The sequence below is a fragment of the Streptomyces sp. NPDC046866 genome, from assembly GCF_040704625.1.
Classification (GTDB): domain Bacteria; phylum Actinomycetota; class Actinomycetes; order Streptomycetales; family Streptomycetaceae; genus Streptomyces.
Genome location: NZ_JBEYXN010000001.1, coordinates 327,761 through 340,662, shown reverse-complemented (window position 1 = coordinate 340,662; position 12,902 = coordinate 327,761). Strand labels below are relative to the sequence as shown.

At 72.9% G+C, this 12,902-nt stretch carries 14 protein-coding genes; 3 read left to right on the top strand and 11 right to left on the bottom strand.

What is annotated here, in order from left to right:
* Positions 1–28: 28 nt before the first annotated feature.
* Complete coding sequence (locus AB0953_RS01615) at positions 29–901, bottom strand: arylamine N-acetyltransferase (RefSeq protein ID WP_366857330.1); 873 nt, start codon at positions 899–901, stop codon at positions 29–31.
* 2 nt (positions 902–903) lie between these two features.
* Complete coding sequence (locus tag AB0953_RS01610) at positions 904–1,935, bottom strand: aldo/keto reductase (protein ID WP_366857329.1); 1,032 nt, start codon at positions 1,933–1,935, stop codon at positions 904–906.
* Between the two features lie 130 nt (positions 1,936–2,065).
* On the opposite strand from AB0953_RS01610, the gene AB0953_RS01605 reads away from it, so the two are divergent.
* Positions 2,066–3,013: an NADP-dependent oxidoreductase gene (locus AB0953_RS01605; RefSeq protein WP_366857328.1), complete on the top strand. Its 948-nt coding sequence runs from the start codon at positions 2,066–2,068 to the stop codon at positions 3,011–3,013.
* A gap of 3 nt (positions 3,014–3,016) precedes the next feature.
* A complete protein-coding gene (locus tag AB0953_RS01600; protein ID WP_366857327.1) occupies positions 3,017–3,670 on the top strand; it encodes a cysteine hydrolase in 654 nt (217 codons plus the stop codon).
* Here the strand turns inward: AB0953_RS01600 and AB0953_RS01595 are convergent.
* The 5 genes from AB0953_RS01595 to AB0953_RS01575 all read right to left on the bottom strand — a co-directional run bounded on the left by AB0953_RS01595 (position 3,610) and on the right by AB0953_RS01575 (position 8,424).
* Positions 3,610–4,188 (bottom strand): DUF4291 domain-containing protein, encoded by a 579-nt coding sequence (locus AB0953_RS01595; RefSeq protein WP_366857326.1) that lies wholly within the window; start codon positions 4,186–4,188, stop codon positions 3,610–3,612. The genes AB0953_RS01600 and AB0953_RS01595 overlap by 61 nt on opposite strands.
* 323 nt (positions 4,189–4,511) lie before the next feature.
* Complete coding sequence (locus AB0953_RS01590) at positions 4,512–5,708, bottom strand: 3-hydroxybenzoate 6-monooxygenase (RefSeq protein WP_366857325.1); 1,197 nt, start codon at positions 5,706–5,708, stop codon at positions 4,512–4,514.
* A 24-nt stretch (positions 5,709–5,732) separates the two neighbouring features.
* Complete coding sequence (aroA, locus tag AB0953_RS01585) at positions 5,733–7,022, bottom strand: 3-phosphoshikimate 1-carboxyvinyltransferase (protein WP_366857324.1); 1,290 nt, start codon at positions 7,020–7,022, stop codon at positions 5,733–5,735.
* Complete coding sequence (locus AB0953_RS01580; RefSeq protein ID WP_366857323.1) at positions 7,019–7,606, bottom strand: hypothetical protein; 588 nt, start codon at positions 7,604–7,606, stop codon at positions 7,019–7,021. Before AB0953_RS01580 ends, aroA begins: the two co-directional genes overlap by 4 nt.
* 116 nt (positions 7,607–7,722) lie before the next feature.
* Positions 7,723–8,424, bottom strand: a complete 702-nt coding sequence (locus AB0953_RS01575; RefSeq protein WP_366857322.1) for an SDR family oxidoreductase — start codon at positions 8,422–8,424, stop codon at positions 7,723–7,725.
* Positions 8,425–8,646: 222 nt separating this feature from the next.
* Here AB0953_RS01575 and AB0953_RS01570 point away from each other — a divergent pair, with 222 nt between their 5' ends.
* Positions 8,647–9,150 (top strand): AtaL-like protein, encoded by a 504-nt coding sequence (locus tag AB0953_RS01570; RefSeq protein ID WP_366857321.1) that lies wholly within the window; start codon positions 8,647–8,649, stop codon positions 9,148–9,150.
* 28 nt (positions 9,151–9,178) lie between these two features.
* Here the strand turns inward: AB0953_RS01570 and AB0953_RS01565 are convergent, their stop codons facing one another.
* From AB0953_RS01565 to AB0953_RS01550, 4 genes are read right to left on the bottom strand one after another with little or no spacing between them, the layout of a single operon-like run.
* Positions 9,179–9,517 (bottom strand): hypothetical protein, encoded by a 339-nt coding sequence (locus AB0953_RS01565; protein WP_366857320.1) that lies wholly within the window; start codon positions 9,515–9,517, stop codon positions 9,179–9,181.
* Positions 9,514–11,397 (bottom strand): anthranilate synthase family protein, encoded by a 1,884-nt coding sequence (locus tag AB0953_RS01560; protein ID WP_366857319.1) that lies wholly within the window; start codon positions 11,395–11,397, stop codon positions 9,514–9,516. Before AB0953_RS01560 ends, AB0953_RS01565 begins: the two co-directional genes overlap by 4 nt.
* The gene (locus AB0953_RS01555) at positions 11,394–12,068 is read right to left on the bottom strand and encodes an isochorismatase family protein (RefSeq protein ID WP_366857318.1); all 675 of its coding nucleotides are present in this window, start codon (positions 12,066–12,068) and stop codon (positions 11,394–11,396) included. The genes AB0953_RS01560 and AB0953_RS01555 overlap by 4 nt, the downstream gene beginning before the upstream one ends.
* A gap of 46 nt (positions 12,069–12,114) precedes the next feature.
* Positions 12,115–12,888 (bottom strand): 2,3-dihydro-2,3-dihydroxybenzoate dehydrogenase, encoded by a 774-nt coding sequence (locus AB0953_RS01550; protein ID WP_366857317.1) that lies wholly within the window; start codon positions 12,886–12,888, stop codon positions 12,115–12,117.
* Between the last annotated feature and the right edge of the window lie 14 nt (positions 12,889–12,902).

Here is a 12,902-nt window from a genome sequence, read left to right as displayed (position 1 = left end):
GGTGTGTGCCACGGGCCCCTGCGGGCGGTCAGGCCCCGGCGTCCCCGCCGGGCTCGGGGAGGGCCGCCACGACCACCTTGGCCTCGTCCTCGGTCAGCTCGATCTCGAACTCCCGGTCCAGCAGCCCGCGGACCTCCTCGTCCGCCACGTACCGGACCTCGGTGGTGCCGTCGGCCCGGGTCAGCGTGAGCTTGCGGTGGTTGAGGTTGAGCCGCCGGTCCTCGGCGATGTGCTCCAGGAAGACCCTGCCGGTGAACGGCGAGTGGGAGTGCGTCGAGATGAACCAGTTCGCCACCACGCAGTCGATGTGGTGGTGGGGCTCGGTGGCGTACCAGTACAGCGGGAACCAGTCGTCCTCGCGCCGCAGCGAGAGCACCCACTCCTTGTCCGAGCCCTGCACCCGGGCCAGCCGGTAGACCCAGCCGCCCTGGTCGCAGACCGTGCCGTCGGCGACCAGGAGCGGCTCCAGCGGGCCGTCGTCGCCGAAGCCGACGTCGGCGAGGTACGTCTCGTCGCCGACGGCCACGCTCAGCACGAGGTGGGTCCGCGGCAGCGGCTTGGGCGCGTTCAGCAGCGGGCGGGCGTACAGGCGGGTCACCTCGTACCCGAGCCGCTCCAGCAGGACCGCGAAGAGCATGTTGTGCTCGTAGCAGTAGCCGCCGCGCCGCCGGCGCAGCAGCTTGTCCTGCATGGCGTCCACGTCGAGGTCGATGCCCCGCCCCAGCAGGATGTCGAGGTTCTCGAACGGAATGGTCAGGGCGTGCGCCCGGTGCAGCCTGCGCAGGGTCTCCGCGGTCGGCTCCAGGGGCCCGGTGATGCCCAGGCGGTCGAGGTAGGCCTGGACGTCGAGCCGGTCGGCCTGCCACTGGGCGGGGCTGCCGATGCTGACGTTGTCGGCCATGCTCAGCCCGCCTGCCCGCGCCCGGAGGTGCCCGACTTCTTCTCGCTGTCGAGCATGGCCATGCCCTCGGCGTCGAAGCGGGTGCCCGCGACCTCCTCGGCCGGGACGGCGCGCTCGATCTCGGCGACGTCCTCGGCGGTCAGCTCCAGCGACAGCGCGCCGAGCGCCTCGGTGAGCTGGTCGCGGCGGCGCGAGCCGACGACCGGGACGATGTCGACGCCCTGGGCCATCGCCCAGCCGATCGCGAGCTGCGAGGTGGTGACGCCCTTGGCCTCGGCGACCTTGCCGAGGGCGGCGACGAGCTGGAGGTTGCGGTCGAGGTTCTCGCCGCTGAAGCGCGGGAAGTTGCTGCGGCCGTCGTCCTTGGCGGTGGCCCGCTGGTGGTTCCAGCGGCCCGACAGCAGGCCGCGGGCGAGGACGCCGTACGCGGTGATGGCCGTGCCGAGCTCGCGCGCCGTCGGCAGGATCTCGTCCTCGATGGCCCGGGAGAGCAGCGAGTACTCGATCTGGAGGTCGGCGATGGGGTGCACGGCGGAGGCCCGGCGCAGGGTCTCGGCGCCGATCTCGGACAGGCCGATGTGGCGGACCCAGCCGGCCTCGATGCACTCCTTGATGGCGCCGATGGTCTCCTCGATCGGCACGCTCGGGTCGAGGCGCGCCGGGCGGTAGACGTCCACGTAGTCGGTGCCGAGCCGCTGCAGGGTCTGGGCCAGGGAGTTCTTGACCGCCTCGGGGCGGTTGTCGACGCCGAGGATCCCGCCGGCGGGGTCGCGCAGGACGCCGAACTTGACGCTGAGGGTGAGCTGCTCGCGGTCGTGGCTCTGCAGCACCTCGCGCAGGAGGAGCTCGTTGTGGCCGCTGCCGTAGAAGTCGCCGGTGTCGAGCAGGGTGATGCCGGCGTCGATGGCGGCGTGCGCGGTGGCGACTCCCTCGGCCCGGTCGGCGGGGCCGTAGAAGTCGGACATGGACATCAGGCCGAGACCGAGGGCGGAAACCTCGGGGCCGACCGAACCAAGTGATCGCAGCTGAGTCATATGGCACAGCATCGAGCGGCGTTCTGCGAAGCAGAAAGAATTCCCGGCCCGTTCTGTCAGGTCACCCCACCTGACATGAATGTCCGAATATCGACGGGGGGTTGCGCACCCGATGCCTATGATGCGGCGCATGACAGAAACCATGCGCTCCGTACGCCAGGAAACCCTCGGCACCAGTGAAGTCCTCAACCTGACAGATTCCCCGATTCCCACGCCCAACGCCTCGGAAATTCTGGTAAAGACGCATGCGGCAGGCGTGAATCCGATCGACTGGAAGATCCGCGAATTCGGTCTGTGGCTCACCCCGCCGTTCGGGGTCGGCTGGGACGTCTCCGGTGTCGTGGTGGCCGTCTCGCCCGGCGAGAACCGCTTCAAGGTGGGCGACGAGGTCTTCGGCCTGCCCTCCTTCCCGAACGAGGCCGCCGCGTACTCCGAGTACGTCGCCGCGTCCGCCCGCCACTTCGCGCCCAAGCCGCAGTCCCTGGACCACGTCAAGGCGGCCGCCCTGCCGCTGGCCGGCCTGACGGCCTGGCAGGCCCTGGTGACCGCTGCGGACGTCCAGGCCGGCCAGAAGGTGCTCATCCACGCGGCGGCCGGCGGCGTCGGCCACCTCGCCGTGCAGATCGCCAAGGCCCGCGGCGCGTACGTCATCGGCACCGCCAGCGCCGCCAAGCACGAGGTGCTGCGCGAGCTCGGCGCGGACGAGGTCATCGACTACACGGCCGAGGACTTCGCCGAGGCGGTCAAGGACGCCGGCATCGACGTCGTCTTCGACCTGATCGGCGGCGACTACGAGGAGCGCTCGCTGCGCGTCCTGCGGCCCGGCGGCATCTACGTCGGCGCGACCAACCCGCTCGCGGAGGCGGAGATCAAGGCGAAGGCCGAGGCCCTGGGCGTGCGCGGCGCCACCGTCAACGTGGCCCCCGACCACGCCGACCTGGCACAGCTCGCCGCCCTGGTCGACGCGGGCCGGCTGCGCCCGCTGATCGCCGAGACCTTCCCCCTGGAGGACGTCCGCAAGGCGCACGAGCTGAGCGAGTCGAAGCACACCACCGGCAAGATCGTCCTTACGATCTGATCCGTGCACGACTGGCGGATCGAACCGCGCGAGTACGCGCGCCACGAGCGGCGGCGGGGCCGCCGCCACGCCTACGGACGGCTGTCCGGGCGGCGGACGGCCCTCGTCGCGGTGGACATGGTGCGCTTCTTCGTGGAGGGCACCCCGTACGGCCCCGGCATCGTGCCGCGGGTCCACCGGCTCGCGGAAGCGGTGCGGGCGGCCGCCGGCACGGTGGCCTGGGTGCTCCCCGCCGTGGCGTCGCAACCCGACCCGTGGGCGGTCGAGTTCTACGGGCACGCCGCCGCCGAGTCCTACCGGCGCGCCGGCGGCACCGGCGGGCCCGCGGACCGGCTGGCGCCGGGGCTGGTGCCGGCCGCCGGCGACCTCGTGGTGGAGAAGAGCGCACCCTCCGCCTTCTTCCCCGGTCGCTGCCCGCTGCCCGGGCTGCTGCAGGAGCGCGGCATCGACACGGTCGTCGTGTGCGGGCTGGTCACCGACGTGTGCGTGGCGGGCACCGTGCGCGACGCCGCGACGCTCGGCTACCGCACGGTGCTCGTCGCCGACGCGAGCGCCACCCGCAGCGACGCCGCCCACAACGCCGCCCTGACCACCGTCTACCGCAGCTTCGGCGACGTCCGTACGACATCGGACGTCGCCGCCCTGCTGAACGGGTAGGGCCGCTCCGGGGGCAGCAGCCGCTGCGCCTGCGCGGCGCGGCCGGACTGCACCAGCTCCCCGATCCTGCGGGCCCGGGCGGTGAGGTCCGTCAGCTCGACCACCCAGTCCTCGGCGAAGGTGCGGATGAGCCCGCGGCCGATCCCGACCTGGATGCTGTAGTGGTTCAGCGCCGCCCCGCGCAGGGACCGCTCCGGGTCCCACTGCACGTGCACCGCGGCCGCGGCGACGGCGTCCGGCGCCGAGGTGGTCGACACCCCCTGCGACAGCGCCTCCTCCCACCCCTCGCGGGTGATCCGGACGGCCAGGACGCGTTCCTGGCCGGCTTTGCGCGCCCAGTTGCTGCGGTGCATCAGCCACAGGAACGAGGGCTTGATCCAGGTCATGCGGCCGAAGGAGAACGGCGGCACGAACCGTCCTGCCGCGAGGGCCGGTTCGGCGACGGCGGGCGCGTACGCCTGGTACACGGTGATGGTCCGGGCGTCGTAGGCGGCCCGTATCTCGTACAGCGGTGCCATGCCGCCGACCCTGCCAGCCCTTCGCCCCCGCCGCGAACCGTTTTGCCGCCGCGGCCGCTTGCCGCTGCGCGGAGCCGTTCCCCCTCCCCGCCCCTTCCCGAAACCGTGGCCTGCGGCCCCGGCCCCGCTGCGGGGCTGCGCCCCGCACCTCGCCGCGGCGGGGCTGATTTCAGCCCGCGCGGCGTTTGAGCGCACCGGGCGCGGAGCGCACGGAACGGGGTCCGGGGCGTCAGCCCCGGTTTCTGGGGGCACCTCCCAGCGGTAGCTGGGGGAGAAGGGGCGGGGAGGGGGAACGGCTCCGCGCAGCGGTGGGGTAGGGCCGGTCAGGCGGAGGGGGACGTCCAGGCGTCGAAGTCGTACGCGCCGTGCAGCCACGCCACCTTGTCGTACATGTCGCCGGCCGAGAGGGAAGAGAGCATCGCGTTCCGCTCGACCCGCGCGTCGCCCGCCGCGTGGTACAGCTGCCGGCCCATCTCACGGGCCACCAGCTGCACCTGCGCCGTCCGCTCGCGCCGGGCCGCGCTGTACTTCTCCAGCCGCTGCTCGAAGTCGGCCGCGCAGCCGTCCAGCAGCCCGCCCAGCAGGACCGCGTCCTCCACGGCCTGGCAGGCGCCCTGGGCGGCGTACTGGAGCATCGGGTGCGCGGCGTCGCCGAGCAGCGCCACGCGGCCCTCGGTCCAGCGGTCGACCGGGTCGCGGTCGCACAGCACCCAGGTCTTCCAGTCCTGGCCCAGCTCCAGCAGCCGCCGCGCCGCACCCGACAGCTCGGGGAAGGAGTTCAGGACGTGGTCGTGGTCGGCGGGGACGCCCGCCACGGCCTCCGTGGCGCCGTTGTCGCGCGTGGCGGCCAGGTTGAAGGTCTCGCCGCCCGCGATCGGGTAGTGCACGAAGTGCCACTTCGGGCCCGCCCACAGGGTGACCGTGTTCCAGCGCAGGTCCTCCGGCACCGCCTCCATCGGGATCACCGACCGGTAGATGGTGTGGCCGGAGACCCGCGGCGAGCCGTCGCCGACCAGCTGTGCCCGGATCGCCGAGTGCAGCCCGTCGGCGCCGATCAGCGCGTCGCCGGTGAGGCGGCGGCCGTCGGCCAGCAGCGCCGTGACCGAGCCGGCCTGCTGCTCGTAGCCGACCACGTGGTGGCGGCCGCGCAGCTCGATGCCGGGGTGGCGGCGGGCGGCCTCCAGCAGCGGCAGGTACAGGTCGACGCGGTGGACGACGGCGTACGGGTTGCCGAAGCGGGCCCGGTAGTCGTCCTTCACCGGCATCGAGGCGACCTTCTCGCCGGTGGTGCCGTCCATGAAGGTGAGCTCGTCGATGAAGACGGCGCGGTTGCGGACCTCCTGGCCCACACCGAGCAGGTCCAGCGCGTGGAAGGCGTTCGGGCCGAGCTGGATGCCGGCGCCGACCTCGGTGAAGACGTCCCGGCGCTCCAGGACGGTGACCCGGTGCCCTCGCTTGGCGAGCCCGAGCGCCGCGGCGAGTCCACCGATGCCTCCGCCGGCGATGAGTATGTCGGCCATGGGTGTCTCACATCCCTTTCGTTGTCAGTGACTGTTGCTGCTCGAGTGCGCCGGGAAGAGGCGCCCCAGTTCCGCGTGGAAGCCGGGGAAGGTCTTGCCGACGCAGGACGGGTCGTCGAGCGTGATGCCGGGCACGCGCAGGCCCAGCACCGAGAACGCCATGGCGATCCGGTGGTCCCGGCGGCAGGCGATCCGGGCGGCCGTGGGGCGGCCCGGGTGAACGGTGATCCGGTCCGGTCCGGATGCGGTGCGGATGCCGAGGGCGCGGAGGTTCTCCTCGACGGCGGCGATCCGGTCGGACTCCTTCAGCCGGGCGTGGCCGATGCCGTGCACCGTGACGGGGGCGTCCGCGAGCGGGGCGATCGCCGCCAGGGTCATGAAGGTGTCGGAGATGTCGCCCATGTCGACGGCGAAGCCGCCGCGCAGCAGGCCCTCGGCGGAGGGCGCGCCGGTGACCGTGGTGCAGTGGTCGCCGATCTCGACGTGCGCCCCGGCCCTCCGCAGCACCTCCACGAAGCCGAGGTCGCCCTGCACGCTGGAGCGGCCCAGGCCCGGCACCGTGACGGTGGCGCCGGTGACGGCGGCCGCCGCGAAGAAGTAGGAGGCGGTGGAGGCGTCGGGTTCGACGTCGAGCTCGGCGGCCGCGTAGCCGCCGGGCAGCACCTGGATCGCCCCGCCGAACTCGTCGACGTACGCCCCGAAGTGCCGCATCAGCTGCTGCGTCATGGTGATGTACGGCCGGCTGACCAGGCCCTCCCCGCGTACGGTGAGCGGCCGGCGCATGAGCGGGCCGGCCATCAGCAGCCCGGTGAGGTACTGGCTGCTCAGGCTGGCGTCGACGGTCAGCTCGCCGCCGGCGAGGCCGTCGGCGGTGAGGGTCAGCGGCAGTCCGCCGACGGGCTCGGTGACCCGGGCCCGGGCGCCGAGCCGGCCGAGCGCCTCGGCCAGCGGGCGCAGCGGGCGGGCCCGCAGCTGGTCGGTGCCGTCGAAGGCGAACTCCCCGCGGCCGGCGGCCGCGAAGGGCGGCAGGAACCGGGCGGCGGTGCCGGCGTCCTCGCACCACACGGTGCCGGGGCCGGCCGGGGGGCGGCCGGCGCCGGTGACCTTCCAGACCTCCCCGCCCGCGTCGCCGGCCCCGGCCACGGTCTCGACGTGTACGCCGAGCCCGGCGAGGGCCTCGCGGAAGGCGACGGTGTCCTCGCTGACCAGCGGGGCCCGCAGCAGCGAGACCCCGTCGGCCGCGGCGGCGAGCAGCAGCGCCCGGTTGGTGATGCTCTTGGAGCCCGGGATCCGGGCGGTCAGGACGGTGCTCACGCGTGCTCCCGGTGTCCGGCGCGGGCCAGTGCGGCCCGGGCGGTCGCGGCGATGCGCTCGGCGGTGAAGCCGTGCTGCCGGTGCAGGGTGGTGCAGGGGGCGCCGGAGCCGTACTGGTCGAGCCCGACCTGGAGGCCCGCCTCGCCGAGCAGCTCGTACCAGCCGAGCGCGGAGCCGGCCTCCACCGAGACGCGGGCGCGGACCCGGGCGGGCAGGACCTGCTCGCGGTACTCGGGGCTCTGCTGCCGGAAGCGGGTGAGGCTCGGCATGGCCACCACCCGGGCGGCGATGCCGTCGCGCTGGAGGATGGCGCGGGCGTCGAGGGCGACGTCGGCCTCGCCGGCGGCGCAGATCAGCACCACCCGGGGGGCGCCGCCGTCGGCCTCGGCGAGGACGTAGCCGCCGCGGGTCCGCCCGCGCACGTCCTCGGCGAGGCGGGCGGGCCGTCCCGGCCGGCGCGGCGCGGGCCCGTACCAGGGGCGGCAGGACAGGGCGAAGCGGTCGCGGTTCGACCAGCCCGGGTCGCCCGGGTCGTGCCGCATCAGCCGCTGGGGACGGGGGGAGGTCTGCATGGGACTGCTCACCGCTCTGCTCAGGGCTCCTTCGCTCGGCCGCCGGTGGGGTGCGGGGGTGGACGCGGTACGGGACGGGGATGGGGAGGGGGACGGGGGAGCGGGGGCGGTGAGGGGGGCCGGCCCGGTCACTCGCCGGTCTTGCGGTCGAGCACGAGGTCGTGGCCGACGATGTAGGAGGCGGCGTCGGAGGCGAGCCACACCACGGTGTCGGCGATCTCCTCGACGGTGGCGCCCCGGCCAAGCGGGCAGGGGCTGATGGCGTTGATGCGGATGGACTTCGAGACGTACTCGCGGGCCGCGGTCCGGGTCAGGGCGCTGACGGCGGCGGTGGAGGCGGCGTAGGCGCCGAGCCCCGGGAGCATGCCCTGCGCGCCGATGTTGCTGGCGGTGTTGACGATGACGCCGCCGCCGGCGGTCTCCATGTGGGCGATCTCGTGCTTCATCGACAGCCACACGCCCGTCAGGTTGGCCGTCAGGGTGTGGGCCCAGACGGTCTCGTCGATGTCCGCGACGGGCTGGTGGGGGCCGAGCTCCGTGGTGTTGTTGAAGGCCACGTTCAGGGCTCCGTGGCGGCGCACCGTCTCGGCGACCGCGTACCCGGCGCCGGCCTCGGCGTCGGGGGCGGTGTCCGACACGTCGGCGACGAGGCAGTCGGCCTGCCCGCCGGCGTCGCGGATCAGCTTGACCGTTCCCTCGAGGGTCTCGGGGTGGCGGCCCGCGACCACCACGAGGGCGCCGAGCCGGGCGAAGGCAACCGCCGCTGCCCGGCCGATGCCTTCGCCTCCTCCGGTGACGAGGACGACCTGGCCGTCGAACCGTTCAGACATCAGCGTTCTCCTGATTCTCCGCGTCGGATTTATCGGGAAGGCGCTCTTCGGAACGCCATCGACCAACCGTCACCCTGCAATAAAAAGGGCGGAGACGGGCAGTGGGTTAGGGTCACTTCGTCAGGTTCTCCGCCCATCTGACGTAGTAATGCGGCCGCCTTTGACACAGTCGTTCGGCCGACCGATGCTGCACGCCGGCCCACCGGCGGAAAAGGGAGATCAATGCTGACGCTTTCATGGACGCGCCCGGTTGTCGGCGCAGGTCAGGATGGGTGTCCGGCTCCCACGAGGGAGAGCCTGTGGCAGGCTCTGCTCCACAAGGCGGAGTTCCCCACAGGTTATGTTCCGGCCATTACGGAATGCCGGATCAACGAGCGCTACCCGGATGGATTTCTGCGCGAAATCCGACGCGGACCCCTCACCTTCCTACAGCGGGTGACACCGCAGGAGAGCGCGGGGCGCATTACCTACCGGCACCTGGACGACACCGACATCGCCGAAATACGCAACGAGATCGGCGAGGACGAGGAGGGGCGGCTCACGCTCACGCTGAGCATCACCCTCACGGACCGCCCGGCCGCCGCGATCCTCGCGCAGAACACCTATCTGCGGGAGCTGGACTGCGACTTCCACGGCACGCTGAACGCCATGACGGAGGTCCTGCACCGCGTCATGATGCGCGAGACGGCCACGACGACGGCCCCCCACGACCCGAACGGGTCGTGAGGGGCCGTTCGCGTACGGGCTGTACGGGCTACGCCGCGGCCTCCCGGATCAGGTCGAGGCCCGGCAGCCCGGGCAGCGTGTGCACGCCCTCGACCGTGGCCTCCACCTCGAACACCGTGTACTGCACGGGCCGCCGCCCGATCAGCTCGGCGGCCCGCGGGGCCAGCGGGCGCGCCGCCGCCTCGGCGGTCTCCCACAGCATCACCGCGCCCCAGCGCTCGGTCTGCGGGTCCGCGATCCAGAACTTCAGCCGCAGCCCCTCGACCGCCGCGAACCGGTCGACGGCCTCGTCGCGCAGGTAGGCCCGCAGGGACTCGATGGTGTGCCCCGACCCCTTCAGGTCCCACCAGGCCACCGTCGCCCTCATACGAGGCTCTCGCTGAGCAGTCCGGACAGGGCGTCGCTGACGATGCGGATGCCGTCCTCGGTGAGCACCGACTCGGCGTGGAACTGCATCGAGCGGAAGCCGGGCCCGCGCAGCGCGTGCACCTCTCCGGTCTCCGCCTCCCGGCACACCTCGACCGTGCCGACGCCGGGCACCTCGACGGTGTCCGCGGCGCTCTGCGCGGCGAAGGTGTTGTAGAAGCCGACGCGCTCGCGCCGCCCGAACAGCTCGATCTCGCGCTGCACGCCCTGGTTGGGCTGCTCGCGGCGCTTGAGGGGGAAGCCCAGCTTCGTGCTGAGCACCTGGTGGCTCAGGCACACCGCGAGGAAGGGCCGCCGCTCCGCGAGGAGGGTGTCGATCGCCCCGCGCAGGTGGGCGATCTTCGGGTGGCCGGTCTCGCGCGGGTCGCCCGGCCCCGGCCCCATCACGACCAGGTCGTACGGGGCGAAGCTGTACGGCTCGTCGAAGCGGCGGACGGTGACGTCGGCCTCCATGGCCCGCAGCTGGTGCTCGATCATCGCGGTGAAGGTGTCCTCCGCGTCGACGACGAGCACCTTGCGGCCCACGAGCAGCGGGACGGGCCGGGTGCGGGCGCTGTCGTCGTCCAGCCAGAAGCCGGCGATGGTCGCGTTGCGCGCGTCGAGCGCGGCCCGGACCTCGGGGTGGTCGCCGAAGCGCCGCGGTCCCGGCTGCTCGAACATGGCGAGCAGGCCCGCGGCCTTGGCGCGGGTCTCGGCGACCTCCGACAGCGGGTCGGAGTGGCGCACGAGGGTGGCGCCGACGCCGATGCTCATCCGGCCGGAGGCGTCGATGTCGGCGGTGCGGATGAGGATGGCGGAGTCCAGGGTGCGTGCGCTGTCCTCGTCCTGGCCGATCAGGGCGAGCACGCCGCTGTAGTAGCCGCGGCCCTGGGGCTCGTACTTCTTGATGACCTTGCCGGCGCTCTCCAGCGGGGAGCCGGTGACGGTCGGGGCGAACAGGGTCTCGTGGAGGATCTCGCGCGGGTCGCGGGTGGTGCGGCCCTCGATGAAGTACTCGGTGTGGGCGAGGCGGGCCATCTCCTTGAGGTACGGGCCCACGACCCGGCCGCCGGACTCGCAGATCCGGGCCATCATCTTCAGTTCCTCGTCGACGACCATGTACAGCTCGTCGGCCTCCTTGCGGTCGGCGAGGAACTGCATGACGCCGGGCAGCTCCGGTCCGGAGGCCGGGAAGCGGTAGGTGCCGGAGATGGGGTTCATCACGGCGCGGCCGCCGGAGACGCTGATGTGCCGCTCGGGGGAGGCGCCGATCAGGGTGCGGTCCCCGGTGTGGACGATGAACGTCCAGTAGGCGCCGGTCTCGCGCTCCAGCAGGCGGCGGAAGAAGCGCAGGGCGGCGGCGACGGAGTAGTCGCTGATGTCGGCGACGAAGGAGCGCTTCATCACGAAGTTCGCGCCCTCGCCGGTGCCGATCTCGTCGGTGACGACGCGGCGGACCGTTTCGGCGTACGCCTCGTCGTCGATGTCGAAGTCGCCGCCCGGCACGAGCTGCACGGGGGCGTCGGGGATCCGGTCCAGCACGGTCGCGAGCGGCACCCGCGCCTGCTCGGCGATCGCCATGGCCAGCAGCGGCGTGCCGTCGTCGGGCGCCTCGAAGCCGCGCTCGGCGAGCTGGCGGTACGGGACCAGCGTGAGCACGTCCTGGCGGGCCCCGGCGCCGGGGACGGTGTCCGCGAGGGGGATGTCGGCCAGCGTGGCCGCCTCGGTGAACTCGCCGAGGAACAGGTCCAGGTGGCGGGTGACGACGGTCTCCGGGCGGTGGATCAGCGCGAAGGCCGGCGGCCGGGGGCCGAGGATCCGGCCGAGCAGGTCCTCGGTCATGCCGACTCGCCTCCCGCGTACGCGGCCACCCGGTCGGGCAGGGCCATGAGGAGCTCCTTGGTGGTGGTCAGGCGTGCGCAGCGGCCGGCCGCGTACTCCAGGGCCATCCGGTGGTCCTCCCAGCTGAAGTCGGCGACGGCGTCGGCGACCAGGAAGGGCTGGATGTCGTTGGTGAAGGCGTCCACCGCGGTCATCAGGACGCCCACGTGGGCGTACACGCCGCAGATGATCAGCTGGTCGCGGCCCGCGGCGCGCATGCGCTCCAGCAGGTCGGTCTTGAAGAAGGCGCTGTAGCGCCACTTGGTGAGCATCCAGTCGCCCGCGGCGGGCGCCACCGGGTCCACGACCTGGCGGTGCTCGGCGCTCGGCTTCATGCCCGGGCCCCAGAAGTCGTTGAGCAGGCCCCGCTCCTCGGGCGTCATCCCGCCCGGCTGGGCCGTGTAGGCGACCGGGATGCCGAGCTCGGCGGCGCGCACGCGCAGCTCGCCGGCGTTGCGGGACAGGTCCAGGACCGGCTGCTCGCCCTGCGGGAACGCGGCCAGGAAGTACTTCTGCAGATCGTGCACCAGCAGGACGGCGCGGTCGGGATCGACCTCCCAGTCGACGGCGGAGGCGGGCAGGTCGGCCGCCGACGGCATCGGGTAGGGGGTGATCGCAGGTATGCCTGCCATGCCTTTCTCCCTCTCGTTCACGGTTCGCTGACTGGTTGCACCGGTCTCAGACACCGAGCGCCGCACCGCCGTCCACGGTGAGGTCGTGCATGGTGATGTGGGACGCCTTGTCGGACAGCAGGAAGACGACCGCCTCGGCGACGTCCTCGGGGCGGGCCAGCTTCCCCAGCGGGATGCCGACGCGGTAGGCGTCCGGGACGCCGTCGATGGAGGCCCGGGCGCTGCTGTCGTCGGTCCACATCGAGTTGAGCATCGGGGTGTCGGTGGAGCCCGGCGCGACCAGGTTGGCGCGGATGCCGAACTTGGCGACCTCCAGGCCCAGGCACTTGGTGAACATGGTCGCGGCCGCCTTGGAGGCCGCGTACGCGGACATCTCCGTACGGGCGGTGCCGGCGGCGTTGGAGGCGATCGTGACGATCGCGCCCCGGCGGCGCGGCACCATGCGGTTGACGACCGCCCGGGAGACGAAGAAGACGCCCGTGGTGTTGACCGCGAACGTCGTGCTCCACTCCTGGTCGGTGAGCTTGCGCGCCTCGGCGAGACGCAGCACGCCGGCCGCGTTGACGAGGAAGTCGAGCGGGCCGACGAGCGCCTCGACGTCGTCGACGAGCTTCTCCACGTCCGCGCTGGCGGTGACGTCGGCCGCGAACGGATCGACGCGGGCGCCGCCCTCCTCCTCGATGGCCTTGGCCACGTCGCGCAGGCGCTCGGCGTCCCGGTCGACCGCGGCCACCCGGACGCCCCGGGACGCCAGTGAGCGCACGATGGCCTCGCCTATGCCGCCGGCCGCCCCGGTGACGAGAGCGATCTTTCCTTCCATGATGGAGTAACCCC